Genomic DNA, 25,790 nt, shown 5'->3' on the forward strand with positions numbered 1-25,790 from the left:
CGTCCGAGTTGGGCGCAGAGCGGACTAGCTTGAAAGCCGCTGACACGCCACCGCCCCCCCTTTGGACAATGCGGCCCTCTGCTGTTCCCAATCTGCTGGAAGTGGAATCATCAGTCTCGACATGTCGATTTGCTTGGCCTGTCTTCCGTTCAGCGCCGCCTCCACGATGTCGGGCACCAGCAACGTCAGCCGGAGTAAGCTGCCGAGGTAGCTCCGCTCAATCCGCTCGGCCACCGCAATCTCGGTGATCGACGCATACCGCCCCTCATCCAGCAGCTTCTGATATCGGAAGGCTCGGGCCAGCGCCTTCAGCACCGCTGGGTCGGCATGTGTCTGCACGGGGGGCAGATAGGGCGCACCAGGCGTTTCCGGCGTCACCACCATCTTCCGCCCCGGCCGCCGCCGGATCGCCAGCGGCACCCGTACCGTGAGGCTGGAGGGAGAGGCGGCACTCATTCAGCGGCCTCCAGCACCTCGGTCCGCCCCGCCCCGAGATCCCGCACCAACCCCGCCAGCCCCTCAACCCGCAAGCTGATATCCGCCCCGATCGGCGACACCGTGACCCGCTCGACCAACAGCCGCACAATCCGCGCCTGCTCTGCCGGGAACAGTTCGTCCCAAAGGGGCGCGAGGCTGGTCAGGGCATCTCGGACCTTGGCCTCGGTCAGATCGGGGTCTGTGGCCCGTGCCGCCTGCCATGTCCCCACCACGACCTCGGGCTGCAGGATCAGCGCCCTCACCTGTTCCAGCACCACCGCCTCGATCTGCGCCGCGGAGACACGCCGGACCAGCGTGTCGTCCTGCCCCTCGGCCGTCCCCTTCAGCGCCGACTGGCTGACGTAGTAGCGGTACAGCCGCCCGGCCTTCCGCGTGTGCGTCGGCGACAGCGCCCGCCCGTCCGCCCCGAATAGCAGCCCCTTCAGCAGCGCCGGCGTTTGGTTCCGCGTGCCGTTGCCCCGGGTCCGCGGGCTCTCCTTCAGGGCATCGTGCGCTGCGTCCCAGAGGTCCCGGCCGACTATTCCCTGGTGCTCGCCCGGATAGACCCGCCCTTTGTGCTCGACCTCGCCCACGTAGGTCCGGTTGTGCAGGATCTTGTACACGTCCCCCCGGTCCAGCGGTCGACCCGCCTTGCTCGTCCGCCCCTCGGTTTGCAGAACCCTGGCCGTCTCCAGCCCGGAGCCCGTCTCGGCGAACACCTCGAACACGCGCCGGACCGTCTCCCCCTCGGTCGCGTTCGGGATCAGCTTCCTCTCCCGCACCTCGTAGCCGAGCGGCACATGGCCGCCCATCCACATGCCCCTCGCCCGCGAGGCCGCCACCTTGTCCCGGATCCGCTCCCCGATCACCTCCCGCTCGAACTGCGCGAAGCTCAGCAGGATGTTCAGCGTCAGCCGCCCCATGCTGGTCGTGGTGTTGAACGACTGCGTGATGCTGACGAAGGTCACCTGGTGCCGATCCAGCACCTCCATCAGCCGCACGAAGTCGGTCAGGGAGCGGGAGAGGCGGTCCAGCTTGTAGGTGACCACGATGTCCGCCCGGCCCGCCTCGATGTCCCCGATCAGGCGCCGGAGGGCGGGGCGCTCTAGGTTGCCACCCGAGTAGCCCCCGTCGTCGTAGCGGTCCGGCACCAGGGTCCAGCCCTCGGCACGCTGGGACAGGATGTAGGCCTCGCAGGCGCCGCGCTGGGCGTCGAGGGTGTTGAACTCCATCCCCAGCCCCTCCTCGCCCGAGGCCCGCGTGTAGACGGCGCAGCGGAGGCGCTTGGCGGGCGTGGGCGGCAGGATATTGGCCGGCGGCAGGACTGACCCGCCCCTGGTCTGACGGCGGCTCATGCCCGGCCTCCCTGGCCCTTGAGGCCGAAGAACACCCACCCGTTCCACCGCGTGCCCGTGATGTGCCGCGCCACCGCCGAGAGCGACTGGTACGGCCGGCCCTCGAACTCGAAGCCGTCGGCCAGCACCGTCACCGCGTGCTGGACACCCTGCCACTCCCGCAGCAGCCGGGTGCCGGGCAGCGGCCGGCTGTCCGCTCGGATCCGGCGCAGCACCACGTTGCCGCCGTCCAACTGCTCGCCCAGCGCTTCCAGCCGGGCGCGGGTCTCGGGCTTCAGGCCGCCATAGGCCAGCTCCTGGACGCGGTAGGCCAGCCGGCTCTGGAGGTAAGCCTTGTTCCAGGGCGGCGGCTCCTTGCCGAACAGGAGGCGCCACTGCGCCTTCAGCTCGGCCATCGGCGCGGTCCTGAGGGCGGCCAGGCGGCCCAGGACCTCGGCCGGGGGAATGGCGGGGAACACCGGCGCCGGGACCGGTGGCGGCGCGCTGGAAGCCTGATTCGAGGATCGTCGGGTCATGCCGCACTCCGAGTTGGGGCTGGCACACGACCGCTCTGTTCGGGCGGGAAGTGTAGCGAACTCTCTCCCCTCCCCCGGGCCTGGGCGGCGTCGCGGGCGAGATCCTCGGCGGTGTGGGCGCGGAGCCGCAGCAGGGCAGTGGCCAGCAGGGCGCAGACCTCGCGGAGGTGAGGTGGGAGGTGGAGGTTCACCTCCTGGCGAGGGAGGCCCGCTCGGGGTTGGGGAGCGGGTTGGTAAGACTCGACCGGATGGGAATGCTCGCCTAGAACAAACGAGCAACTTGGATTCGGAGATGCCCTCATGGCTGGGCACCCTCGCCATGCCGACCAGTCCTGACAGGCTGCCTCTCCTGGAGGCTATTTGCGCCTTCTGCGAACCCGAGTTGGTTCATCGCTGGCAGGTCGCCCTCAATGTGCCGATGCCGCCGGCACTCCCCATTCGGAGCCGCTACTTCAACCGGTCCTGGGGATACGACGATGATGATTGGCGCGGTGACCTGGGCCGATTGCGCGCCGCCGAGCGCAAGGTGATCGGGGATAGACAGCAACTGGCTTGGATTGAGGTCCGCGAGGACTTCCGTGCCCGCATCGCCTCCGGCGAGTTGGTCCTGACGGGCCTGCAGATCGCCCCAAGCCTCGCCGCAGCACGTTCTGTCATCCCAGCAATCTGGGCGCGGCTGCTCGTCTTCAGGGCGCAGAACAGTGTCACGGCGAAGGAGGTCCGCTTCATCGACGTGATGGTCGAACGGATCGTGCGCCAGCCGATGGCGCCCACCTTCAGCAAGGAACAGGGCATCGCGGCACCATCGGAGCCGAGCCGCGAAATGGAGGAGGCGGCCCCTCTGCGCCGGCCCCGCGGTCGGGCAAATGTCGGCCCGATGATTGAGGAGGACCTGCGGACCAACTGGGAGGAGGTTCAGCGGCTGGCTGCTCGCAGCCCCAGTGGCAAACCCAGCTGGACGACACTCGCCCGCGCCGTGCGCAAGCGCCTCGGCAAGACCCATCCGCGCCGTCAGTCGATCCCGCATGAGCAGACCATCCGAACTCGTCTGCCCAAGATCTACGCGCGGTTGTTGAGTGATAATCTTGTTCAGAAATGATTGCGCTCAACTGAATAACACTCAACCGATTTCCACTCAGACCATGCGCCTAACCTTGCGGCACCACGAACAGCCGCGAGGTGCATATCATGGCCGCGCCGTTCCGGAGCGACCGCTACGCCCGCCATCTCAACCAGAACGAACTCGCCGCCCGCTGGGGCATCAGTCCGAAGACCGCTGAGCGTTGGCGCTGGTCCGGGCACGGGCCTGCCTACATCAAGGTTGGCCACCGGGTCGCTTACAAGCTGGAGGACATCGAAGCTTACGAGGCCGAGCAGCGCCGCGTGCCGGCCGGCACGGCCGAGGCGGAGGGCGCCCTCTGATGCCGCGCGCAGTCCACGCTCTGTCAGCTGACGACCGGGCCGAGATCAACGCGCAGCTGCGGGCCTTCCTGTCGCGGCACGGCGTACAGCCCTGGGTCGACCCCGCCACCGGGGACGTGCACGTCTGCCATGATGAGCTCTGCCGCGCCCTCGGCCTGACCGAGGAGCAGCTGGCGGCGGTCTTTGGCAAGGACGAGCTCGACACCGATCACCCCGTCGACACGGTGCCGCTGCAATGAGCGCCGTCGGAATGGCCCGTCGGGCCCGGCCGCGCGCCCCCAATGCTGATCTCCTGAAATTCCTCGAGGCCTCGCCATGAACGCGCAGACCGGCATCCCGCCCGATGCGGACAGCGGATGGTCGAGTGTCGCCACCGGCTTGGACCAGCCCTTCGCGCTGACCTTCTTTCCGGACTATGCCGCCGCCAGCAAGCGCGAGGAGATCTACACCCTTCGCTCCCTGGCGCCGCGCATTCAGGCCGTCACCGCCGCAACCAAGAAGCTGCTCCCCTGGCTCAAGATGGCTCGCTTTGGGGACCGGCGAACCGATAAGGTGAGCCTGCGACACGACGCCAACATCCTCACCATCAGCGGGATCGAGGCGGACTACGACGGCGAGAGCGTAGCATTCGACGAGGCGGTCGAGATCGCCGCCAAGGCCGGCTTGCTCTGCCTCATCTACACCTCCCCATCGCACACCCCTGGCAAGCCTCGCTGGCGCATCCTTTGCCCCACCTCAGGAGAGATGTCTCCCGAGGTCCGGCAGCACCTCCTAGGCCGGCTGAACGGCCTCTTCGGTGGAATCTTCTCCGATGAGAGCTGGACGCTGTCCCAGAGCTACTACTACGGCAAGGTTGGACAGAACCCAGAGCATCAGGTGGAGGTGCTCGATGGGATCCCCATCGACCAGCTGGATGAACTTGATTCCGTCTGGCGCGGCAAGCCGAACGCCGGGAGCAGCAAGGACGCCGAAGGAAAACCCAGGCAGGGGCCGCTGAACGAAGCGGAGCTCCTCCAGCAGATCCGCAACGGCCTCTGTTACCACGCCGCCTCGGTCCGTCTCCTCGGCCGCTGGGCCCGTCAGGGGGTGCCATACATGGAGGCGCGGCGACGGCTGGTCGAAGCCATGGAGACGGTCCCCGAAGCCGATCGAGATAGTCGTTGGCAGGGCCGCTTCACCGACATCGATCGCTGCCTGGAGGACATCTACGTCAAGGAGGCTTCTGCCAAGGACCGTGGTGACCGCGACCCAGGGAAGCGCCCGCCGAAGGGCGAGGACGCGACCTCCCCCGATAAGGACGCCGGCGATGTCCCGATCACCGAGGACAGCGTCGCCGCCGCTTTCGCCCGCAAGCTCGCGGACACCCTGCGGTACTGCCACCATGCCGGGCGGTGGTATCGATGGAGTGGGTCGATCTGGCAGCGGGAGGAGACAAGGCTCGCCTTCTCCTGGGCCCGGCACCTCGCCCGCCGAATGGCAGCCGCGACCGAGAACCCCAAGGTCATGGTGGCCGCCGGCAAGGCCAGCTTCGCCTCCGGTGTGGAGCGCCTCGCCCAGGCCGACCGCACCTTCGCGGTGACCAGCGCCACCTGGGACCAGGATCCCTGGCTGCTCGGCACGCCCGGCGGCACGGTCGACCTCCGAACCGGGGAGCTCCGCCCCGCCCGGCAGGAGGACCACATCTCACGCACCACCACCGTGAGCCCGGCCGAACGCGCCACATGTCCTCTCTGGCTGGCCTTCCTCTGGCAGGCCACCGGCGGCGACGAGGCGCTAATCGGCTTCCTGCAGCGTTGGTTCGGCTACACCCTGACCGGCGTCACCCGCGAGCACGCCCTGCTCTTCGTCTACGGCCCGGGCGGCAACGGCAAGGGCGTCCTGCTGGTCACGGTAGCTGGAATCCTCGGCACCTACGCCACCAACGCCGCCATGGACACCTTCACCGCCTCGCAGAGCGATCGGCACCCCACCGACCTCGCCATGCTGCACGGTGCCAGGATGGTCATGACGACCGAGACCGAGGAGGGCCGTGCCTGGGCGGAGAGCCGGATCAAGGCCCTGACCGGCGGCGATCCGATCACCGCCCGCTTCATGCGACAGGACTACTTCACCTTCGTCCCGGCCTTCAAACTGACGATTAGCGGCAACCACAAGCCGGCGCTGCGCAACGTGGACGACGCGGCCCGGCGCCGGTTCAACGTGGTCCCCTTCCTCCATAAGCCGGTCGTTCCGGACAAGCACCTCACGGACAAGCTGCAGGAGGAGTGGCCCGGGATCCTGCGCTGGCTGATCGACGGGTGCCTGGCCTGGCAGAAGGATGGGCTGCAACGTCCCAGGGCCGTGCTCGACGCCACCGCCGAGTACTTCGCCGAGCAGGATCTCCTGGCGCAGTGGGTCGAGGAATGCTGCGACACCGGCAGAGGCTTCGGGGATACCAGCGCAAATCTCTTCGCCTCCTGGCGCGGCTACGCCCAGAGCCGGGCCGACGAGCCGCACAATGCGAAGTGGTTCGCCACGATGCTGGAGCGGCAGGGGTTCCAGCGGACGAAGGACTGCCAGTTGTTTCGCGGACGTGGCTTCCTCGGCATCCAGGTGAAGCCTGGCCCTGGGTCGCCTCACTGGTCGGACCGCGATCCGTGAGTGCGGCTTCCTGCCTCTCAGCGACGCCAGCGACGCGTGCGACGCGATTTCCGGTTAGTACGCTACGCGTGCGCGCGCGTGTGGCGATTAACGGGAATACGCGTCGCACGCGTCGCTGACGTCGCTGGAAGGTCGGAGGACCACGAATGCGGATCTCTTTTGGTCCTCCTCCGTCGCGCCGCATCCGCCTCTCAACAGGCCTCCGCGTCAAAAAAACTTTGGCTGATCGTGGTCCTGCGTAGTCCTGCGCAAGACAGTCATGTAGCGGAATGAGTGCGAGATGCGTTAGACTGCTGCGCACGGAGATGAGGATCGACGACGCGATGATGGTGTGAGCGGCGATGGCGGCGCGAGTGAGCGACGAGGGCAGCGGGCAGCGGGCAGCGGGCAGAGCGGTGCAGACCCCCGGGGGCATGGGTCCTTCCTGGCGAGGTGACGTATGCGGGGGGCCGGAGCGCCCGACCTTCCTAGCGTGAGCCCCGATTTCCAGGTTGCCACCGCGCTCACCGCAGCCTGCCTGTTCTCGCCGAATAGCGCCACTTCCGCGTGACCATCGCTGGCAACTGGCAACCCACACGGCCCTGCCAGTTGCCACCCTGCCCGCTGCCGCACGCAGGTTGCCAGTCGTCGTCGCCAAGGAGGGTTGGAGCACCACCGATGCAGAGGTCGCCCTGGCAAGCCGGATCGATCGAGAGCCGCTCGCTCGTCTCGCTGCTGCCCTACGCCGGCAATGCACGCACGCACCCGCCGGAGCAGGTCGCGCAGATCGCCGCCTCCATCGCCGAGTTCGGCTTCAACGTGCCGGTGCTGGTCGACGACACCGGCGTGCTGGTCGCGGGACACGGCCGGGTGCTCGCCGCGCGGGAGTTGGGGCTGGACGCCGTGCCCGCCATCCGCCTCGGGCACCTCACGCCGGCGCAGCTGCGGGCCTACCGCCTGGCCGACAACCAGATCGCGCTGAACGCCGGATGGGACGAGGCGGTGCTCGCGCAGGAACTGCGAGGCTTGCAGGACGAATCGTTCGACCTCGGGCTCGTCGGCTTCGGTCAGGAGGAGCTGGACCGGCTGCTGGCGCCCGACGACGTGGCTGGTGATGCGCAGGCGGGCGATCCCGACGCCCCTGCCCCGGAGCCGCCCGCGAACCCCGTCTCCCGCGCGGGCGACCTCTGGCTCCTCGGCCAGCACCGCCTGCTCTGCAGCGATGCCACCTCGGCCACGGACGTGGCCCGTCTGCTCGGCGGCGAGACGCCGCACCTGATGGTCACGGACCCGCCCTACGGGGTCGAGTACGACCCGGCCTGGCGCAACGAGGCCGGTGTCTCCTCCACCGCCCGTACCGGCAAGGTCGCCAATGACGATCGGGCCGATTGGCGAGAGGCGTGGTCCCTGTTCCCCGGGGACGTGGCCTACGTCTGGCACGCCGCGGTGCACGCCCGGACGGTGATCGAGAGCGTCGAGGCAGTGGGCTTCGCCGTTCGCAGCCAGATCATCTGGTCCAAGCCGCGCTTCGTGCTCGGGCGGGGCGACTACCACTGGATGCACGAGCCCTGCCTCTACGCCGTCCGGCGGGGTGCGACGGGCCACTGGCAGGGTGCCCGCGACCAGGCGACGGTCTGGGCCATCGCCGTGGGCGGAGAGGAGGACGCGCCCACCGTCCACGGGACGCAGAAGCCCGTCGAGTGCATGCGCCGGCCGATCCTGAACAACAGCGCCCCGGGCGAGGCAGTGTACGAGCCCTTCTCCGGCTCCGGGACCACGCTGATGGCCGCCGAGACCACGGGACGGCGCTGCCTCGCCATGGAGCTCTCCCCCGCCTACGTCGATGTGGCGGTCCAGCGCTGGCAGACGCTGACCGGCCGGGCCGCGGTGCTGGACGGGGATGGGCGCCGCTTCGCGGAGGTCGCGGCCGAGCGGCAGCCCGCCCTGGTGACGGCGGACTGACCGGTGCTGGTGACCTCGCAGCGGGAGGTGGCGCGGCAGTTGGGCCTGTCGCACACCGCCCTGCAGAAGGCCGTACGCAGCGGCCGCATCGCCGAGGAGCCCGGTGGGGGCTGGGACCTGGAGCGGGTGCGCGCCCGGCTGACCGCATCCGCCGATCCGGCACGCCGGCCTGTGCCCACTACGCCGTTACCGGGCTCCACAAGCATTCCGACTGGCGAGGGAAGCATGCCGCGCACCGGAACCACCTTCTCGGACGCCCGCACCGCACACGAGATCCTCAAGGCGCAGGAGCGCCGGCTGCGGCTGGACGAGCGCCGGGGCAAGCTGATCGACAAGGCCCGCGCCCTCCTCCTCGTCCACCGCCTTGCCCGCGAGGAGCGCGACGCCATCCTCGCCTGGCCGGCCCGGGTCGCCGCCGAACTCGCCGCCGAGCTGGGCGTCGATCCCCACCGCCTGCAGACACTGATGGACAGCCGCCTGCGCCAGCACCTCTCGGAGCGGGGAGAGGCCCATGTCCCGCTTGGGTGATCTCCTCGACTTCGACGGCGCCGCTGGCCTGCTGGCCGCCTGGCGCGACGGCCTGGCGCCCGAGCCCGCCCTGCTCGTCTCCGCCTGGGCCGACGCCCATCGCCTGCTCGGCTCCCGCGGCTCGGCCGAGCCCGGCCCCTGGCGCACCGCCCGCACCCCCTACCTGCGCGAGGTGATGGACGCCCTCTCCCCGGCCCACCCCGCCCGGCGCGTGGTGTTCATGAAGGGCGCCCAGGTCGGCGGCACCGAGTGCGGCAACAACTGGATCGGCTACGTCATCCACCACGCCCCCGGCCCCATGCTCGCCGTCCAGCCCACCACCGAGCTCGCCAAGCGCTTCTCCGACCAGCGCATCGACCCTCTCCTGGAGGACACCCCCGCCCTGCGGCAGCGGGTTGCCCCGGCCCGGGCGCGGGACAGCGGCAATCGGCAGCTCAGCAAGGAGTTCCCGGGCGGGCAGCTGGTCATGACCGGGGCCAACAGCGCGGTCGGGCTGCGCTCCATGTCGGCCCGCTTTCTCTTCCTCGACGAGGTGGACGCCTACCCCGGTGACGTCGAGGGCGAGGGTGACCCGGTCGCGCTCGCCGAGGCCCGCGCCCGGACCTACGGCTGGCGGCGCAAGACCCTGCTCGTCAGCACCCCCACCATCGCCGGCCTGTCCCGCATCGAGCGCGAGTACGCCTCCACCGACCAGCGCCGCTTCTTCGTCCCCTGCCCGCACTGCCGCCACCCGCAGCACCTGCGCTTTGAGCGGCTGATCTGGGACAAGGGCCGGCCGGAGACGGCGCACTACCTCTGCGAGGGCTGCGAGGGGCCGATCACCGAGGCGCACAAGACCGCCATGCTGGCCGAGGGGGAGTGGCGCCCGACCGCGGTGCCCGAGGACCCGCACGCGGTCGGCTTCCACCTCTCCGCCCTCTACTCGCCGGTGGGCTGGTTCGGCTGGGCCCAGGTCGCCCGGGACTGGGAGGCGGCCCAGGGCGACGAGCGGGCGTTCAAGACCTTCAAGAACACTGTCCTCGGCGAGGTCTGGCAGGAGGCGGGCGATGCACCGGACTGGCAGCGCCTCTACGACCGCCGGGAGAGCTGGCCGGCAGGCACCGTGCCCCGGGACGGGCTGTTCCTGACCGCCGGCGTCGACGTGCAGCGCGACCGCCTGGAGGCGAGTGTCTGGGCCTGGGGCTCGGACCGGCAGTCCTGGCTGGTGGAGCACCGCGTGCTGGAGGGAGCCCCGCACCTGCCCGCGGTCTGGGAGGCGCTGCGGGACCTGCTGGGCGAGCGTTGGCGTCACGAGACGGGGCACCCCCTGCCGATCGGCATCGCCGCGGTGGACAGCGGCGACGGCCTGACCACGGCCGAGGTCTACAGCTTCGTCCGGCGGGGTGGGACGGCGCGCACCATCGCCATCAAGGGCCAGGACGCGCTCCGGGCGGCGATCGGCGCGCCCTCGGCCACCGAGATCCGGCGGGGCGGGCGGAGGATGGGCGGAGTGAAGGTCTGGCCGGTGGGCTCCTCCTTCCTCAAGGGCGAGACCTATGCCTGGTTGCGGCTGGACCGTCCGACCGAGGAGAGCGGCGAACCCTTTCCACCCGGCTACGTGCACCTGCCGAGCCACGTGGCGGGGGAGGAGCTCTGCCACCAGCTCACAGCGGAGCAGCTGGTGGCAAGGCGCGGACGGAACGGCTACCGCAAGCTGGAGTGGGTGAAGACGCGCGAGCGGAACGAGGCGCTGGACTGCCGGGTGTACGCCCGCGCAGCTGCCGCGGCGCTCGGCATGGACGGCTGGGGCGAGGGCGCCTGGCAGCGGCTGCGAGATGCCCTGGACCTGCCAGCGCCGCCTGCCCCGGTTAGCCGCGCGGAGTCCCCCGCCGCTCGTCCGTCACCGACCACCAGCCGCCCCGAGCAGGCGGAAGCCAACAACCCCTACGCACCTCGATACCCACGCCCGGGCAGCTGGTTCAGCTCACCCCGATCCGGCTACTTCGCCCGGCGGCCATCCAGCCGCAGCAACATCTTTCGCGATGACTGATAACGGTTAGTCCGAGCTGGACGGCCCGTTGAACCTTTCGCGCTCGACAGCCCGCATCCACCCTTCAGGATGTTCATCCTGATCAGGAGTCCTCTCTTTGCCTTTGCTCCCAGATGCTGCAGCTGTTGACATTGTCGCGGAGCAAGCATGGACGTCTGACGGGACCGGCTTGAGCGCTGCCTTCCAGCGTTCGGCTGAGGGTTCCGGATCACCCGATGGATGGAGGCTCCTCGGAGAGGTCTTCAATATCCATCTCAGACATTCAAACGCCAGAGAGCCACTCGGGCCGATGCTCGTCATGGATGGCCGTAGGTCTATGATACCGTCCGATCTTGATGGGAAGCAGCGCGGATACCTTCGAAGCCTTCTCGCCGGCGTGCGCCACCCGGACGTTCGAGCGCGGCTTGGTGACGTCCTCTGGATTGCGGAGCGAGACGCCGGTGCCGCACGCGCCGCGGTGGAAGCATACCTCGACGCTGCCGACCGGCTCGGCATAGACGCGCCCTGGTCACCGGCGGCGGAGCGATATGAAAGGGCAGTGCGCCTGGCAAAGTCGCTTGGCAGACAAGGCCCTCTCCTCGCCGTGGCGCTCGACCGTGTCCTGTGCCGTGTGGTCGCCATGAACGGTGACGACCCGCTGTTCCACTCTCACCGCTTACTCGGATTGCTGGACGATTTTCGTCACGGTGATCCCGACAAGTTGGCAGCCTTAGCGCTCCGAGCAGCGGCGCGAAACCACGCGAATGGTGACGCACGTGCCGCCCGAATGTACTACCTCATAGCTGCCAGGCTACTCCGCCGGATCCCCGCCCCCGACCGTGAGCGCGAAGCTCGGGCGGCTGCCGCCGAGACCCTGGTCGAGGAAGCGAGCATCAACGAGAACGCCGGCAATCTCATGGCTGCTCAGGCCCTCTTCGAGGAGGCTATTCAGGCTTTCCGAGAGCTTCCCAGCGGCAAGGAGCGCTTGCCTGATCTGCATGCTCGTCTCAACGCTGCGGGACAGGAATCCCTCAAGGCCATGAAGCCCGTTGGCATGGAGGTGGATATCTCCGAACTGGCCCCCCGCGCCCGCGGAGCCGTGGCGGGGTGCTCTCTCGGCGATGCCATTTGCACCCTCGGCAGCCTTACGGGCCCGCTCGACCCCGACCGCCTTCGGCAGGATGTGTTGGAGCAGGCAAAGAGCCACCCTCTTCTTGCATTAGTGCCCTCGTACCAGATGGACGCGGGCGGTCGCGTGATCCAGAAGATCCCAAGTCTGATGACGGATGACCCAGACGAGCATGAAGCGGGGATCCGTGGTCGGATGGAGCGGAACGCAGAACTCGAGCGTTGGCTAGCCGTTCGGGGGCTCATTGTCCCGGCGCTCCTGACGCTCCTGGAGGAGCACACTCCAGGGGCGCCCGACATCTCGGAGCTGCTGGAAGGCAGCATGTTCATCCCAAAGTCCCGGATGAATCTCTTTGCTGCGGGCTTCGCAGCTGGATTCCATCGCGACATGCCTGTGGCGCTCAGCCTCCTCATTCCCCAAGCAGAATACGCTATCCGGGCTATTCTCGCTGAGCGTGGTGTCATCCCGTCCCACATTGACCAAGATGGCATCCAGGAAGACTGGCCGCTTGGCAAGGCACTGGCAGAACCACTATTGCTGACCATGATCGGCCCAGAGCTTGTGTTCGAGCTGAAGAGCCTCATGACCGAAAAGGCAGGAGGCAATCTCCGGAACAGATTTGCTCACGGGATGATGGAGGCAGACGAGTTCCAGAGCGTGCCGGGAATCTATCTCTGGTGGCTCCTGCTTCGGATGGCACTGCCAGGATCCCGAGCCATGGAGGCTTGGACCTTCGAGGCTCGGGACAGCGGTCCTGATGCTTCGAGCTAGCGAGTGGTCTGCATGTCCTCCGTCATGTTCAACACCGGGCAGGGACCGTTGATGGGTGGCGAACAGGGCCTTTGCTCTCGTTCAGCGGGACGGCCACCGCCTCCAATGCAAGGAGATCATTCATCGCGTGATTGGACGAGCGCACCGATTCCGCGGTTGCCGCCGCGACATCGCGGGCCCGTAGCGCAATCAGCAAGACGCGGTGGCTGGCGATCGACCCAGCCAACCGTTCCTGTCCGAAGCCGTGCCGCCGGCGGAGGGCGTCGACCAGTGGCCAGGTCCGGTCCAGCACGCCGAGCGCGTCCGGGTCGCGGCCGATGGCGTGCAGCGCGTGGTGAAAGCGCTGGTTGGCCGAGAGGAAGCCTCCGATGTCCCCGGCGGTCACCGCCGCCTCGCAGACCTGCTCAAGGTCCTCCAGCCCGTCCAGCTCCGCCGCCGTGGCCTGCGCCACAACATCGGGAATCAGGATCGACAGCACCGCCGCGCGCAGCCGGTAGAGCCCCCTGATGCGGGTCGCATCCAGCCGGACCACCCGCGCGCCCCGGTGGGGGTCGCTCTCCACCAGCCCCTCCCCGGTGAGGCGGAGCAGAGCCTGGCGCAGCGGCATCGTCCCGAAGCCCAGGCGTCCCGAGAGCGCGGCGACGGTCAGCCGCATGCCGGGCGGCAGATCCCCTTCCACGATCGCGGTCCGCAGCGCCGCCAGGGCACGGTCCGCCTCCGTCTCAGGACTTGATTTGATCAAATCTCTCTGCCTTGATCCGGGGATTGGGAGGATCGCGCCTTGGGCATGCGTATCGTGGCAGGGCAGTTCCGGGAACTGACCCAGGCGGACCTCGTCTTCGCGCGTCAGATCGGCTGCGCCGGCATCGGCATCAACAAGCCCGACCTCGACAGCCCGGCTTGGGTTGCCTTCCTGAACAAACAGTTCACCGCCGCCGCCGGGCCGCGCGCCCCCACCCGCCGCTGGGCTGCGCTCGACCTCATCCAGCTCCGACAGGCGGTGGAGGCGCACGGCCTGACCCTCGACTGTATCGAGGGCGTGCCGCGAAACCTGCTGGATCGCGCCATGCTCGGCCTGCCCGGCGCCGAGGAACAGATTGAAGATTTCAAGGCCACGATCCGCGCCATGGGCCAAGCCGGTATCCCGGTGCTGGGCTACAACTGGATCCCGGACGGGGTCTGGCGCACCGCCAAGGCCGCCCATGGCCGCGGCGGCGCGCTGGTCACGGAGTACGACCACGCCCTCGGCGAACGCGTGTCCACCGGCACCCTGCCGCCGCGCGATGCAGCGGCGATGTGGGCGAACTGGGAGCGCTTCATCACCGCCGTGCTGCCGGTCGCGGAGGAGGCCAGGGTCCGGCTCTCCCTCCATCCCGACGATCCGCCGGTCGAGACGCTCGACGGCGTGGCACGCATCTTCAACGGAGAGGATGCCTTCGCCCGCGCCATGTCCTTCGCCGACAGCCCGGCGCATGGCATCTGTTTCTGCATCGGCACCTTCGCGGAGCGATCGGCGGACTCGATGTTCGCCGCGCTGGAGCGCTTCGGCAGGGCAGGCCGCATCCACTACGTCCATTTCCGCAACGTCCGCGGGGCTCTGCCCCGCTTCGCTGAAAGCTTCGTAGACGAGGGCGAGGTGGACGTGGTCCGCGCGATGCGGACCCTGCGCGAAGTGGGCTTCGATGGCTTCCTGATGGACGACCACGTGCCGCACATGCCCGGCGACACGGTCTGGGGTCATCGCGGCCGCGCCTACGCCACTGGCTACATCGCCGGCCTGGCGCGGATGCTCGAAGCCGTCCCCTGAAGCAAGAAGTCCCGGAGGAATCCATGCGCCGCCGTCCGCTCCTGCTCCTGCCAACCGCGCTGGCGAGCTTCCCGCCGGCCATCCGTGGCGTCGCCGCCCAGGGAACCGCCCCGCTGCGCGTGGCCTTCGACGCGGAGTGGACCTCGCTCGATCCGCATTTCCACTCCTTCCCCTACAACCTTTCCGTCGCCCACCTGCTCTTCGACTCCCTCGTGGAGCTCGACGCCGCCCAGGCCGTGGTCCCGCGCCTAGCCGAGCGCTGGGAGGCGGCGGAGCCGACCCGCTGGGTCTTCCACCTCCGGGGCGATGCGCGCTTCGCGGGTGGCGCCCCCGTCACGGCGGCCGACGTCGTCGCCTCGATCGGGCGCATCGCCACGATCCGCAACTCGCCGGGCCCGTTGACGAGCGTGACCCGTCCCATCACCGCGGCTCACGCGCTCGACCCCCGCACCGTGGAGTTCCGCACCCGTGAGCCCACGCCGATCCTCCCGGCCCTGCTGACCGCGGTGTACGTGGTGCCGGCCCGGCTGGCCGAGGCGCCCACTGAGGCCTTCAACACCGGCGAGGCGCAGGCCGGCTCCGGCCCCTACCGCTTCGTCTCCTACCGCCGCGGGGAGCGTCTGGAACTCGCACGCAACCCTGATCACTGGGGCCCCGCCCCGGCCTGGGACCGGATCGACCTCCGCATCCTGCCGAACACCGCGGCACGGGAGGCGGCGCTGCTGGCCGGCGACGTGGACTTCATCGTGAACCCCTCCACCACGGGGCTGGAGCGCCTGTCGCGCGATCCCGCAGTGGCCGTGCATCGCGCCGTCTCCACCCGCATCACCTACCTGCAGGTCCACCAGGGGCCCCAGCCCCTGGCCGACCTGACCGGCACGAACGGACGCAATCCCTTCGCCGACCCCCGCGTGCGCCGCGCCGCCTCCCTCGCCATCCCGCGGGAAGCGCTGACGGCGCGCGTGCTGGACGGGCTGGCAGTGCCGGCCTCCCAGATCATCCCGCCTGGCCAGCCCGGCCACGACCCGTCCCTGCGGGTGGAGGCGGCCGAACCCGAAGCCGCACGGCGCCTGCTGGCCGAGGCCGGCTGGTCCGGCGGCTTCAACCTGCGCCTCTCCACGCCCTCTGATCGCAACCTGAACGGCCGCCGCGTGGCCGAGGCTATCGCGGCCGCGTTGACCCGCATCGGCATCCGCACGACGGTCAATGCCGTCCCACTCTCCGTCTGGCTGGCCGAGTGGCGGCGGGGCCAATACTCCATGGTGATGCACGGCGCAGGACCCGTGCCGGTGACCTGGACGCTCGTGCCGCAGATGGTCGGCACGAAAGACATGGCCGGCGGCTTCGGTCCGTCCAACGAGAGCTACTATTCCAACGCCGGTCTGGACCGTATACTCCGCACCGCCCTGGCCGAAATTGACAATAGTAGGCGGGAAACTCTGCTGCGCGAGGCTGCCAGCATCGTCCGGGCGGAAACGGCCATCATCCCGCTTTACCACGAGGCCGCGCTCTGGGCCTCGCGCGCCGGGCTGACCTTTGCGGCGCGATCCGACACGTTGACCTATGTCGACGATATTCGTCGGCGTTGATGCATTGCACTTCGCTGCTGCGGAGCCTGGTGGCATCACACCGAAGCCTGTTGAAGGTTAGCACAACGCCAGCGCGAGAACTCGCGCCACCGTCGTATGCGTCCAGGCACCTCGACCCGCGGGCGTCGGCACCCCCTTCTCGTTCAGCGCCCGCGCCAGCGCCGCCTGCCCCACAACGCCATCCGCCCGCAGTCGCTCGATCTCCAGCGCCAGCCGGTGCGCAGCCCGTTCCGCTTCCTCCCGCCTTACCTGGGCCGCTGCCCGGGCACACGGCGGCACCGACGGCCTCCACCCCCGGTCTCCACCCAGCACCGCCCCTCTCGCCCGGGCCGCCGCCAGCGCCGCCCTGGTGCGCTCCGAGATCAGCTCCCGCTCCTTCTGCGCCATTGCCGCGTAAACCCGTATCATCAAGTCGTCGGCGCCCGGCATGTCGGCGGCGCGGATCGAGATGCCCTCCTCCAGCAGACCGGACAGCGTGTGAGCGCGACGGGTGATGCGATCGAGCCGCGCCGCGACCAGCACCGCCCCGAGCTGCCGGCAACGGGTCAGAGCCGCCTGGAACCCCGGGCGGCGGTCGTCCTTGCCGGAGGCAATGTCCTGGTGCTCCGCAATCAGGGTCCACCCTTCCCGCTCGACGAAGGCGCGTACGCTGGCCTGCTGCGCCTCCAGTCCCAGGCCCGAGTGCCCCTGCTCGGCGGTTGAGACGCGGTAGAGCGCGACGGCGTAGCGGGGCTGAGGAGAGGGACGACGGGGGGTGGCCATCACCCGGCCTCCCCAACCCGATAGATGCTGTAGCTCCCCTTCGCTCCCTCCTTGCCCGCCCCAACCTGGCGGACGCGCTCTAGGACGGTGACGGCGATCCCCTTCTTCTTGAGCCCGGTGAGGAAGCCGCGGACGGTGTGCTGCGCCCAGCCGGTGGCGGTGATGACGTCGGCGATGGTGGCGCCCTCGGGACGGCGGAGGAGGGCGAGGACGGCCTGCTGCTTCGTGCCCTCACGGGCACGGCGCGGCGTGGCAGGGTCACGGGGCTGGCCGGCGCTGCGGCGGGCTAGGGCGGCGCGCAGGGCCTCTACCGCTGCCGGTAGGTCAGGGCGGTCCTCGCCGGCGTCCCAGGCCGCCAGCACCGCCGCAGCGGTGTTGCGCAGGGAGAAGCGCCCTGGGGCCGGCGTGGGCGCTTCCCGGCTAGCTGGGGTGGGTGTGGTGGCGCCCAGTTGCTCCGCGCCATCCTGGCCCGCGTGTGAGGCGCCCCCGCCCTCCGTCTCGACGCCGGTCGCTCGTAGTCCGGCCGGAGTGATCCGGAGCGCCACCGCCGTCTCGTCCTCCTCCTGTCGCCAGCTCAGGTCACGGTGCTCGGGCGGTGCGGTAATCTCCTCCAGCAGCCCGGCCTTGAGCAGGCTACGCACGACTGCATTGCGGGCGGCGGCCGGGAGGTGGTCGGGCGCCTTGGCCAACCCCATCGGGTGCTGGCTTGCCTGGCTCAAGAGCAGGCTCTGCGTGTCGGAGAGGGTCATCGTCGCGGGTTCCGGTGCTGGACCCGATCGGCCGGGTCCTACGACCCGAAGCCCTGCCGTGTGAGGGGCAGGGTGGCGACCGACGCGGCGTCGGCTGCATGCTGACGCTTCGCTCTGTTCAGCATAGAAGCCAAGTTCTTGTCCCTGCCCGTTTGCGACCGAGACTGGCCGAGGCCTGGCTCCGGACCATCTGTCAGCATCAGGGCTCCTGCCGCTGGTCAGGATCGCCCATCAAGGACTTGGTCCGGCCACAACCACAGGTTGGTAGTTCGAATAGAACGCCCCTGGTAGCCGTGATCGCGAACGGCCCTGATCGCTGGTGCGGGGCGGACCCCGCCTCGCAAGACAAGGCCCTGCAAGGACCCTACCCATGGCCGGCATCCCCAGCGTCATCAACCTCGGCAGCCCAACCGCTGACACGAGGATCTTTCGCCTCGACGGCGCCGTGGCGGGCGACAGCAGCGGCTACTCCGTCTCGTCCGCCGGTGACGTGAATGGGGACGGCTATGGCGACATCATCGTTGGCGCCTATCAGGCCGCCCCGAACGGCTCGTACTCCGGCAGCAGCTACGTGGTGTATGGCGGGGCGACGAACCCCGGCAACCTCAATCTCGGCGCCCTCACCCTCGCCCAGGGCTTCCGCCTTGACGGCGCCGCGGGGAACGACATCAGTGGCTACTCGGTCTCGTCGGCCGGCGACGTGAACGGGGACGGCTACGACGACCTCCTCGTCGGGGCACCTGGCTCCGACGCGAGCAGCAACGGTTCCGGCAGCAGCTACGTGGTGTATGGCGGGGCGACCAACCCCGGCAACCTCAACCTCGGCGCGCTCACCGCTGCCCAGGGCTTCCGCCTCGACGGCGCCGCGGCGGGCGACTTCAGCGGCCTCTCCGTGTCCTCCGCAGGTGATGTGAACGGGGACGGCTATGACGACCTGATCATCGGGGCCTACTTCGCCCACCCCAACGGCTCCCAGTCTGGCAGCACCTACGTGGTCTATGGCGGGGCGACGAACCCCGGCACGCTCAACCTCGGCTCGCTCACCGCCGCCCAGGGCTTCCGCCTCGACGGCGCCGCGGCGAACGACCGCAGCGGCTACTCCGTCTCCTCGGCCGGTGACGTGAACGGGGATGGCTACGACGACCTTCTCATCGGAGCCTACCAGGCCGACCCAAACGGCTCCAACTCCGGCAGCAGCTACGTGGTGTATGGCGGGGCGACCAACCCCGGCAACCTCAACCTCGGCGCGCTCACCGCCGCCCAGGGCTTCCGTCTCGACGGCGCCGCGGCGGGCGACGTCAGCGGCTACTCCGTCTCCTCGGCGGGCGACGTGAACGGAGACGGCTACGACGACCTGATCATCGGGGCCTCCGGCACCTCCCCGAACGGAGGCCAGTCCGGCAGCAGCTACGTGGTGTATGGCGGGTCGACGAACCCGGGCAACCTGAACCTCGGCGCACTCACTGCCGCCCAGGGCTTCCGCCTCGATGGTGCCGCGGAGCTTGACTTCAGCGGCCTCTCCGTGTCCTCGGCCGGCGACGTGAATGGGGACGGCTTCGATGACCTGATCATCGGGGCCTACGGCGCCGGCCCGAACGGCGCCCAGTCCGGCAGCAGCTACGTGGTCTATGGCGGGGCGACGAACCCGGGCACCCTCAACGTCGGTGCGCTGACCGCCGCCCAGGGCTTCCGCCTGGATGGCGCTGCGGCATACGACAACAGCGGCTTGTCCGTCTCCTCGGCGGGAGATGTGGACGGCGACGGCTACGACGAGCTGATCATCGGGGCGCCCTACGCCGCCCCGAACGGCCCGTACTCCGGCAGCAGCTACGTGGTGTTCGGGGAGGCGACGGCGGCTGTGGTGCGGACGGCGGCGCTGGACGGGGCAGCCTATGGCGGGGACTTCGCGGACATCCTCTCCGGCGTGGGCGGGGCGGAGCGGCTGTTCGGGCGGGACGGGGACGACACCCTGGTCGGCGGGGCAGGCGCGGACAGCCTCGACGGCGGGGCAGGAACCGACACGGCCAGCTACGCCACTTCTTCCGGCCGTGTGAGCGCGGCGCTGTCGCTCCAGCCCTCGACCGACAACGACGCGCAGTTCGACACGCTGGTCGGGATCGAGAATCTCACGGGTTCGGACTTCGACGACGGCTTGTTCGGTGACCTCGGGGACAACGTGCTCGACGGTGGCGCCGGGGACGACGCCCTGTACGGCCAGGGCGGAGCAGACACGCTTATCGGCGGGACCGGCCGGGACACGGTTTTTTACAGCATCGCCAACACTGCGGGCATCACGGTCAACCTGGCACTCGGGACCGGTCTCGGCGGTCAGGCCGAAGGCGACGTGCTGATTGGGGTCGAGAATGTCAGCGGCGGCGGCTTCGCAGACCTGCTGGTCGGCGACGCGAACGCAAATGTCCTGAACGGGGAAGCCGGTGAGGACACCCTGATTGGCGGTGCCGGGGCCGATACGCTCCAGGGCAGCACGACCCTCTCAGGGGCAGACGTGGACACGGTGGACTACAGCGCCTCCTTCGCCGGAGTAACGGTCAGCCTTCTGACCGGCACTGGATCGGCTGGTGACGCAGAGGGCGACGTCCTCATCGTCATCGAGAACCTCGTCGGCTCCGGCTTCAACGACGTCCTGATCGGGGCAGCCGGTGCAAATAGCCTACTGGGTGGGAAGGGCGACGACCTCCTCCTCGGAGGCTCTGGCGCAGATGTGCTCGACGGAGGCCTCGGTCCCGATACCGTTTCCTACATCACCTCCACAGCTGGGGTGAGAGTCGAACTGGCCACAGGCCTCGGGCAGACCGGTGATGCTCAGGGTGATATCCTGCGCAACATCGAGCGCGTGTCTGGCAGTAACTTCGGCGATACCTTAACAGGTGGTACAGCCGATGACGTCCTCTTGGGCTTGCTCGGAGACGATCTGTTGGCCGGCGGTGACGGAGACGACTTCTTGGTCGGCGGTGGCGGCGCTGACCGTCTGAATGGTGGCAATGGACTGGACACGGCCAGCTATGCCGCGTCTACGACGGCCGTTCTCGTAGATCTCATAGCCGGTCTTGGCTCGGGCGGAGAGGCAACCGGCGACACACTGGTCGGCGTTGAGCGAGTGTTCGGATCCCAGTTCAGTGACACCCTGATCGGCGGCGCGAGTAGCGATGTGTTGTTAGGGGATCTCGGCGCGGACCTGCTGCGCGGCGGCGGCGGGGCGGATGTCCTGGTCGGCGGCGCGGGCTTCGACACGGTGGACTACCTGACCTCGGACACCGGCGTGACCGCCTTCCTCGGCGGCGCCGGGGTGGGGGCGGGCGGCGATGCCGCGGGTGACGTGCTGCTGGAGGTGGAGGGCCTGACCGGCTCCGCCTTCAACGACGTGCTCGTCGGCGATGCCGGCCGCAACGTCATCATCGGTGGGGCGGGCAGCGACTACCTGCTCGGTCGTGGCGGAGCGGATGTGCTGGTGGGCGGGGCCGGAACGGACCGCTTCGTCTTCGCCACGCTCCAGGACAGCACGCCCGGGCCGGGGGTGGACCTCGTGGCCGACTTCTCCCGCGGCGAGGGAGACCTGATCGACTTCTCGCCCCTGCTCGCGGGACTGGGCTACCGCTTCATCGGCGGCGCCGGCTTCAGCGGCACCGGGCCGGAGCTACGGTCCGAAGCGCTGGGCGACGGCCGCTTCCTGGTGGAGACGGATGCCGGGGAGGGCACGGCCGACCTGCGGATCGTCGTGCAGACCGTGGACGTCACGGGCAACCTCGTCGCTTCCGACTTCGTCTTCTGATAGGTCGGGGCCGAACAGGAGGGCCGCTTCGTGCGGAGTGGCCCTCCTGCGTTCACGGCGAGGACGGACCCGGCGGGCTCGGTCGGCCAAGAGCCGCCGGTCAATCGCCTTCAAGCCCGAGCGACGCTGGCTCGCCTCGCTGAGCAGCAGGCGTTGCGTGTCGGGGAGGGTCATGTCTGGGTCCTGGTTCCGGACCCGATTGACCGGGTCCTACGACCCGAAGCCCTGCCATTCGGGGGGCAGGGTGGCAGCCGGCCTCGTACCGGCGGCGTCCTACGCTTCGCTCAATTCGGCAGGGAAGCCAAGCGCGATCGTGCGCAGAGGCCCGCGCCTCGCAGGCCGTTCTGCTGCCGCACGCTGCCTGGGAGCACGGTGCCGAGCACCTGGAGGCGATGACGGCTGCGGCCAGCAAGGCGAACCGGCGCGGAATGAGATGGACGGGGCGGTGCTGGTTGGACCGGTGCAGTGCGAGGCGACTGAGGGTGGGATCGGCGCTATTGCCGAAGGTAAGGGTACGGCGCGGATCCGCCTTTACGGCCGACCGATGGACGATCTTTCCCAGGCGGCAACCCTGCTCCACGATGCTCCGGAGGCACGGGGGTGGAATGTCTTGGGCGTGGTCTGGGATGGGATCGTCGAAGCGGATGTACTCAACGAGGAGCAGGCGCACCTCCGGCACAAGCTGGCCGATGCGGGAAAGGGCTGCGACTGGCCGACGATACTCGGCATCCTGCGCGAGCATCCTCGTCTTGCGAACACTACAAGGCTTGGTGGCAAGTCGCTCTACGCTCCCCTGCACCAAGCAGCCTATTCCGGTGCTCCGATCGAGGTAGTAGTGGAGATGATCCGACTTGGGGCGTGGCGGACATTACAGAATGCCCGCGGTGAGCGCGCTGTCGATGTTGCGCAGCGAAGGGGTCACAAGGAAATTGTCAGAACCCTGCTTCCCGTCCTGCAGCGCAAGGTCCCGCACGGCATCCTTGCCAGGGTCCAAGCCCACTTTCACAGCGTGATCCGGGGTCGTGCCAGTGGGACCCCTTACATGAGCGCACTACGGCTACCCGAACTGGAACCCCTGCTGGAGCTCGGAACGGGTTCTGAACCAGTCTGGTTCGCAGTTCCGGGCATGTACGGCGGCTTTGTGTATCATCTCCGCAATGACGGGGTAGAAGCCGTGCTGATTTCAGAAAGCTGGAGCCGTGTTGTCGGAGGCTCTGGTCAGCGCCATGAGATCACTTCCGCCGGGAGTAGGCTGGTCGCTGAAGGCTTTGTCTGATTCCGGCATGAGGCAAGGCCCCGGGATCGAGGAGATCCAGACCGAACAGGCGGTTCAAGGGGTCGGCTCCGCAACCCGCCCAGGTCCGCTCCGAGATCAGCTCCCGCTCCTTCTGCGCCATCGCCGCATAGACCCGCATCATCAGGTCGTCAGCCCCGGGCATATCAGCCGCCCGGATGGAGATGCCCTCCTCCAGAAGGCCGGAGAGCGTGTGGGCGCGCCGGGTGATCCGATCGAGCCGCGCCGCGACCAGCACCGCCCCGAGCTGGCGGCAGCGGGTCAGGGCGGCCTGGAACCCTGGCCGGCGATCGTCCTTGCCGGAGGCGATATCCTGGTGCTCGGCGACCAGGGTCCAGCCCTCCCGCTCCACGAAGGCGCGGACGCTGGCCCGCTGGGCCTCAAGCCCCAGGCCCGAGTGGCCCTGCTCGGCGGTCGAGACCCGGTAGAGCGCGACGGCATAGCGGGGCTGGGCCGTGGGGCGGCGTAGGGCCATCAGGCCGCCTCCCCCACCCGGTAGATGCTGTAGCTCCCCTTCGCGCCCTCCTTGCCCGGCCCGACCTGCCGGACGCGCTCCAGGACGGTGACGCTGATCCCCTTCTTCTTCAGACCGGCGAGAAAGCCGCGGACGGTGTGCTGGGCCCAGCCGGTCACTGTGATGACGTCGGCGATGGTGGCGCCCTCGGGGCGGCGCAGGAGGGCCAGCACTGTCTGCTGCTTCGTGCCCTCGCGCGGGCGGCGTGGGGTGGCTGGGGCGCGGGGCTGGCGGGCGGGGGTGTCAACGCCGACCGGATCCTCCTCAGAAGTGCCGAAGCAAATTTCCCCAGGTGATGGGTGGTCAGGTGGCGTTCGGCTCTGCAGGTCGGGCCTTGGGAGGTCTGCCTCGCCGGCGCGGCGGTACCTGGGAGAGCGCCGCGGCTGGGATACGCATGGCGTCGGGCACGAGGTCGACGTGCTGGCGCAGGCGGTAGCTCGAGCCCTCGATCTGGACGACCACGGCGTGGTGCAGCAGCCGGTCTAGCAGGGCGGTGGCGACGACGGGGTCGCCGAACACCTCGCCCCATTCGGCAAAGCCCCGGTTGGAGGTCAGGATCATGGCGCCGCGCTCGTAGCGGGCGTTGACCAGCTGGAAGAACAGGTTGCCGTTGCCGGAGGTGATCGGCAGGTAGCCGATCTCGTCGACGATGAGCAGCGAGGCCCGGCACAGGAACCGGATGCGCTCGCGCAGGCTCCCCTCCCGCTCGGCCCTGGCCAGTGAGGCGACGATGTCGGCGAGGGAGGCGAAGTAGACGCTGTGACCGGCTCGAACTGCCTCGACACCGAGGGCGACCGCCAGGTGGCTCTTGCCGGTCCCAGGCGGGCCGAGGAGATGCACCACTTCGTGCCGGCGGATGAAGTCGAGTTCGGCCAGGGCCAGGATGCGGTTGCGGTCGAGGGATGGCTGAAACGAGAAGTCGAAGCTCGCCAGCGTCTTGACCACGCCGAGGCGCGCCATCTGCAGCGCCGCCTTGATGCGGCGCCCCTCGCGCAGGGTCAGCTCCTCGGCAAGCAGGGAATCGACCGCCTCCAGCGTGCCGATCTCCCCGCGCTCGACCTGGCGGACGACATGGTCGAGCACCTCGAGTGCGCGCGGCATGCGCAGCCCGACCAGATGGCGCCGCACCCGCTCCAGGGTGGCCGGGGCCGGAGCGTCGTCCCTCATGAGCGGGTCCCCTCCTCGGCCAGACGCCGGGCGACGGCGGCGTAGAAGGCGAGCGGCCGGCGCATGACGGTCTCGCCGGCGCGGATGGGGAGGACCGGGCCGCCGTCCCCTACGGGACGACTGGCGGGTGACGGAGGCCGGCGGTGGCCACCAGCAACCCGGCGATGCCCGCGGCCCTCGAGCACCGGGTGGCTCGCCACCAAGTGGTTCTCCTCGAAAATGCGCAGCTCATCGGCGAGCAGGTGCACTTCGACGGCGCGGCGGCGCGTGCTGTCGGGCACGCTGTAGAGATTGCCGTCCACCGAGACCATGCCGTCGCGGGTAATCCGCCGCTCGAGGCGCAGCGTGGCCTGGAAGGGGCCGGCGGGAAGTGGCCTGAGGCCCGGCATCTCCTCGGCGAAGTGCTCGGCAACGATGCGGCGGGTCGTCGCGTGCACTCGGCGGTTGGCCACCTCGTCCAGCCATTGCCGGAGCTGGACATTGAGGTCGTCGAGATTGCGGAAGCTCCGGGCGAGGAAGAAGTCCTCGCGCACGTAGCGGAACGGTCTCTCGACCTTTCCCTTGCTCTGCGGCCGGCAGGGGCGGCACGCCCTGGGCAGGAAGCCGTAGTGCCGCGCCATCTGGAGCAGGGTAGGGTTGTAGGCGATGCCCTGCGCATCCTCGCCCACCACCGCGGTGCGCATGCGGTCGTAGAGGATCTCGGCCGGCACACCGCCGAGCGCCTCGAAAGCCGCCATGTGGCAGCGGAGTACCGTCGGCAGATCCTGGTGCAGGACAAAGCGCGCCCACAGCATCCGGCTGTGCCCGAGAACCAGGGAGAACAGCCAGACGATGCGCGCCGTCCCGGGCTCGTCGGCGAACTCGGTGCGGAACTGCGCGAAGTCGACCTGCCCCTGCTGGCCGGGCGGGGTCTCGAAGCGGTGCTCGAAGCCGGATGCCGCCGGAGGGCGAACGTCGCGGAGGAAGTCGGTCAGCCGGGTGTAGCCGCCCTCGTAGCCCAGATCGCGCAACTCCCGATGCAGCCGCCGCCCCGTCAGATCGGGAAAGGTCGCGATCCGCTCGCGCAGGTACCGGCTGAACGGATCGAGCAGGGTGCCCCGGGGCTGGCGCGGGCCGTAGACCGGCGGCTCCAGGCCGCGCTCCACGTATTTGCGCACCGTCTTGCGGTCGAGCCCGGTCCGCCGGGCGATGGCGGATACCGAGAGGCCCTGCCGGTGCAGGTCCAGGATCATGACGACCTCCCCAAGTCGGACCACCGGCGCCGCTCCCCCTCAGGACAGGGGCAGCATGGGGTCCATGGCCGGCCGACCGAGGCATTCCTGACCAGGCCGG

The 25,790-nt window shown here is 69.3% G+C and carries 22 protein-coding genes; 12 read left to right on the forward strand and 10 right to left on the reverse strand.

Annotated elements, in window-relative coordinates:
* Window positions 1-24: 24 nt before the first annotated feature.
* From ACP6CK_RS15045 to ACP6CK_RS15055, 3 genes are read right to left on the reverse strand one after another with little or no spacing between them, the layout of a single operon-like run.
* On the reverse strand, window positions 25-456 hold the full coding sequence (locus ACP6CK_RS15045; protein WP_426954120.1) for a hypothetical protein: 432 nt from the start codon (window positions 454-456) through the stop codon (window positions 25-27).
* Window positions 453-1,832, reverse strand: coding sequence for a recombinase family protein (locus ACP6CK_RS15050; protein ID WP_426954121.1), 1,380 nt, complete (start codon window positions 1,830-1,832; stop codon window positions 453-455). The genes ACP6CK_RS15045 and ACP6CK_RS15050 overlap by 4 nt, the downstream gene beginning before the upstream one ends.
* On the reverse strand, window positions 1,829-2,347 hold the full coding sequence (locus ACP6CK_RS15055) for a DUF2924 domain-containing protein (protein WP_426954122.1): 519 nt from the start codon (window positions 2,345-2,347) through the stop codon (window positions 1,829-1,831). Before ACP6CK_RS15055 ends, ACP6CK_RS15050 begins: the two co-directional genes overlap by 4 nt.
* Before the next feature lie 292 nt (window positions 2,348-2,639).
* Between ACP6CK_RS15055 and ACP6CK_RS15060 the strand changes: the two genes are divergently transcribed.
* The 8 genes from ACP6CK_RS15060 to ACP6CK_RS15095 all read left to right on the forward strand — a co-directional run bounded on the left by ACP6CK_RS15060 (window position 2,640) and on the right by ACP6CK_RS15095 (window position 12,786).
* Window positions 2,640-3,446 carry a hypothetical protein gene (locus ACP6CK_RS15060; protein WP_426954123.1) on the forward strand — a complete coding sequence of 269 codons (807 nt, stop codon included), beginning with the start codon at window positions 2,640-2,642 and terminating at the stop codon, window positions 3,444-3,446.
* Between the two features lie 89 nt (window positions 3,447-3,535).
* Window positions 3,536-3,769: a helix-turn-helix transcriptional regulator gene (locus ACP6CK_RS15065; protein WP_426954124.1), complete on the forward strand. Its 234-nt coding sequence runs from the start codon at window positions 3,536-3,538 to the stop codon at window positions 3,767-3,769.
* A complete protein-coding gene (locus ACP6CK_RS15070) occupies window positions 3,769-4,008 on the forward strand; it encodes a hypothetical protein (protein ID WP_426954125.1) in 240 nt (79 codons plus the stop codon). The genes ACP6CK_RS15065 and ACP6CK_RS15070 overlap by 1 nt, the downstream gene beginning before the upstream one ends.
* 76 nt (window positions 4,009-4,084) lie before the next feature.
* Window positions 4,085-6,409, forward strand: coding sequence for a phage/plasmid primase, P4 family (locus ACP6CK_RS15075; RefSeq protein WP_426954126.1), 2,325 nt, complete (start codon window positions 4,085-4,087; stop codon window positions 6,407-6,409).
* Window positions 6,410-7,066: 657 nt separating this feature from the next.
* Entirely contained in the window at window positions 7,067-8,350 is a 1,284-nt protein-coding gene (locus ACP6CK_RS15080; protein ID WP_426954127.1) for a site-specific DNA-methyltransferase, read from the forward strand.
* Window positions 8,351-8,353: 3 nt separating this feature from the next.
* Window positions 8,354-8,878 (forward strand): hypothetical protein, encoded by a 525-nt coding sequence (locus tag ACP6CK_RS15085; RefSeq protein ID WP_426954128.1) that lies wholly within the window; start codon window positions 8,354-8,356, stop codon window positions 8,876-8,878.
* Window positions 8,862-10,907, forward strand: coding sequence for a phage terminase large subunit family protein (locus ACP6CK_RS15090; protein WP_426954129.1), 2,046 nt, complete (start codon window positions 8,862-8,864; stop codon window positions 10,905-10,907). The genes ACP6CK_RS15085 and ACP6CK_RS15090 overlap by 17 nt, the downstream gene beginning before the upstream one ends.
* 169 nt (window positions 10,908-11,076) lie before the next feature.
* Window positions 11,077-12,786, forward strand: coding sequence for a DUF4209 domain-containing protein (locus ACP6CK_RS15095; RefSeq protein ID WP_426954130.1), 1,710 nt, complete (start codon window positions 11,077-11,079; stop codon window positions 12,784-12,786).
* Between the two features lie 28 nt (window positions 12,787-12,814).
* Here the strand turns inward: ACP6CK_RS15095 and ACP6CK_RS15100 are convergent, their stop codons facing one another.
* Complete coding sequence (locus tag ACP6CK_RS15100) at window positions 12,815-13,528, reverse strand: GntR family transcriptional regulator (protein WP_426954131.1); 714 nt, start codon at window positions 13,526-13,528, stop codon at window positions 12,815-12,817.
* A gap of 45 nt (window positions 13,529-13,573) precedes the next feature.
* Here ACP6CK_RS15100 and ACP6CK_RS15105 point away from each other — a divergent pair, with 45 nt between their 5' ends.
* Window positions 13,574-14,593 carry a mannonate dehydratase gene (locus tag ACP6CK_RS15105; RefSeq protein WP_426954132.1) on the forward strand — a complete coding sequence of 340 codons (1,020 nt, stop codon included), beginning with the start codon at window positions 13,574-13,576 and terminating at the stop codon, window positions 14,591-14,593.
* 23 nt (window positions 14,594-14,616) lie between these two features.
* Window positions 14,617-16,182, forward strand: a complete 1,566-nt coding sequence (locus ACP6CK_RS15110) for an ABC transporter substrate-binding protein (RefSeq protein WP_426954133.1) — start codon at window positions 14,617-14,619, stop codon at window positions 16,180-16,182.
* 57 nt (window positions 16,183-16,239) lie between these two features.
* Here the strand turns inward: ACP6CK_RS15110 and ACP6CK_RS15115 are convergent, their stop codons facing one another.
* Both ACP6CK_RS15115 and ACP6CK_RS15120 read right to left on the reverse strand, forming a co-directional pair.
* Window positions 16,240-16,944: a recombinase family protein gene (locus ACP6CK_RS15115; RefSeq protein ID WP_426954134.1), complete on the reverse strand. Its 705-nt coding sequence runs from the start codon at window positions 16,942-16,944 to the stop codon at window positions 16,240-16,242.
* Entirely contained in the window at window positions 16,944-17,693 is a 750-nt protein-coding gene (locus ACP6CK_RS15120) for a DUF3489 domain-containing protein (RefSeq protein WP_426954135.1), read from the reverse strand. The genes ACP6CK_RS15115 and ACP6CK_RS15120 overlap by 1 nt, the downstream gene beginning before the upstream one ends.
* 370 nt (window positions 17,694-18,063) lie before the next feature.
* Here ACP6CK_RS15120 and ACP6CK_RS15125 point away from each other — a divergent pair, with 370 nt between their 5' ends.
* Window positions 18,064-21,483, forward strand: a complete 3,420-nt coding sequence (locus tag ACP6CK_RS15125; protein ID WP_426954136.1) for a beta strand repeat-containing protein — start codon at window positions 18,064-18,066, stop codon at window positions 21,481-21,483.
* Between the two features lie 433 nt (window positions 21,484-21,916).
* Window positions 21,917-22,759, forward strand: coding sequence for a hypothetical protein (locus ACP6CK_RS15130; protein ID WP_426954137.1), 843 nt, complete (start codon window positions 21,917-21,919; stop codon window positions 22,757-22,759).
* On the opposite strand, the gene ACP6CK_RS15135 is transcribed toward ACP6CK_RS15130, so the two are convergent.
* From ACP6CK_RS15135 to istA, 4 genes are read right to left on the reverse strand one after another with little or no spacing between them, the layout of a single operon-like run.
* Window positions 22,716-23,252 carry a recombinase family protein gene (locus ACP6CK_RS15135; RefSeq protein WP_426954138.1) on the reverse strand — a complete coding sequence of 179 codons (537 nt, stop codon included), beginning with the start codon at window positions 23,250-23,252 and terminating at the stop codon, window positions 22,716-22,718. The two genes, ACP6CK_RS15130 and ACP6CK_RS15135, sit on opposite strands and share 44 nt — an antisense overlap.
* The gene (locus ACP6CK_RS15140; RefSeq protein ID WP_426959917.1) at window positions 23,252-23,617 is read right to left on the reverse strand and encodes a DUF3489 domain-containing protein; all 366 of its coding nucleotides are present in this window, start codon (window positions 23,615-23,617) and stop codon (window positions 23,252-23,254) included. The genes ACP6CK_RS15135 and ACP6CK_RS15140 overlap by 1 nt, the downstream gene beginning before the upstream one ends.
* Window positions 23,595-24,458, reverse strand: coding sequence for an IS21-like element helper ATPase IstB (gene istB, locus ACP6CK_RS15145; RefSeq protein WP_426954139.1), 864 nt, complete (start codon window positions 24,456-24,458; stop codon window positions 23,595-23,597). Before istB ends, ACP6CK_RS15140 begins: the two co-directional genes overlap by 23 nt.
* Entirely contained in the window at window positions 24,455-25,714 is a 1,260-nt protein-coding gene (gene istA, locus ACP6CK_RS15150; RefSeq protein WP_426954140.1) for an IS21 family transposase, read from the reverse strand. The genes istB and istA overlap by 4 nt, the downstream gene beginning before the upstream one ends.
* Between the last annotated feature and the right edge of the window lie 76 nt (window positions 25,715-25,790).

The organism is Muricoccus radiodurans (assembly GCF_050154705.1).
Lineage (GTDB): Bacteria > Pseudomonadota > Alphaproteobacteria > Acetobacterales > Acetobacteraceae > Roseomonas > Roseomonas radiodurans.

Excerpts from the sequence above, each read along its gene's own strand:
- ACP6CK_RS15125 (WP_426954136.1), top strand. The coding sequence starts at position 18,064 with ATGGCCGGCATCCCCAGCGTCATCAACCTCGGCAGCCCAACCGCTGAC.
- ACP6CK_RS15130 (WP_426954137.1), top strand. The coding sequence starts at position 21,917 with ATGGACGGGGCGGTGCTGGTTGGACCGGTGCAGTGCGAGGCGACTGAG.
- ACP6CK_RS15055 (WP_426954122.1), bottom strand. The coding sequence starts at position 2,347 with ATGACCCGACGATCCTCGAATCAGGCTTCCAGCGCGCCGCCACCGGTC.
- ACP6CK_RS15105 (WP_426954132.1), top strand. The coding sequence starts at position 13,574 with ATGCGTATCGTGGCAGGGCAGTTCCGGGAACTGACCCAGGCGGACCTC.
- ACP6CK_RS15135 (WP_426954138.1), bottom strand. The coding sequence starts at position 23,252 with ATGGCCCTACGCCGCCCCACGGCCCAGCCCCGCTATGCCGTCGCGCTC.
- ACP6CK_RS15065 (WP_426954124.1), top strand. The coding sequence starts at position 3,536 with ATGGCCGCGCCGTTCCGGAGCGACCGCTACGCCCGCCATCTCAACCAG.
- ACP6CK_RS15075 (WP_426954126.1), top strand. The coding sequence starts at position 4,085 with ATGAACGCGCAGACCGGCATCCCGCCCGATGCGGACAGCGGATGGTCG.
- istB (WP_426954139.1), bottom strand. The coding sequence starts at position 24,458 with ATGAGGGACGACGCTCCGGCCCCGGCCACCCTGGAGCGGGTGCGGCGC.
- ACP6CK_RS15090 (WP_426954129.1), top strand. The coding sequence starts at position 8,862 with ATGTCCCGCTTGGGTGATCTCCTCGACTTCGACGGCGCCGCTGGCCTG.
- ACP6CK_RS15115 (WP_426954134.1), bottom strand. The coding sequence starts at position 16,944 with ATGGCCACCCCCCGTCGTCCCTCTCCTCAGCCCCGCTACGCCGTCGCG.
- ACP6CK_RS15045 (WP_426954120.1), bottom strand. The coding sequence starts at position 456 with ATGAGTGCCGCCTCTCCCTCCAGCCTCACGGTACGGGTGCCGCTGGCG.
- ACP6CK_RS15080 (WP_426954127.1), top strand. The coding sequence starts at position 7,067 with ATGCAGAGGTCGCCCTGGCAAGCCGGATCGATCGAGAGCCGCTCGCTC.
- ACP6CK_RS15060 (WP_426954123.1), top strand. The coding sequence starts at position 2,640 with ATGCCCTCATGGCTGGGCACCCTCGCCATGCCGACCAGTCCTGACAGG.
- ACP6CK_RS15070 (WP_426954125.1), top strand. The coding sequence starts at position 3,769 with ATGCCGCGCGCAGTCCACGCTCTGTCAGCTGACGACCGGGCCGAGATC.
- ACP6CK_RS15110 (WP_426954133.1), top strand. The coding sequence starts at position 14,617 with ATGCGCCGCCGTCCGCTCCTGCTCCTGCCAACCGCGCTGGCGAGCTTC.
- ACP6CK_RS15050 (WP_426954121.1), bottom strand. The coding sequence starts at position 1,832 with ATGAGCCGCCGTCAGACCAGGGGCGGGTCAGTCCTGCCGCCGGCCAAT.
- ACP6CK_RS15120 (WP_426954135.1), bottom strand. The coding sequence starts at position 17,693 with ATGACCCTCTCCGACACGCAGAGCCTGCTCTTGAGCCAGGCAAGCCAG.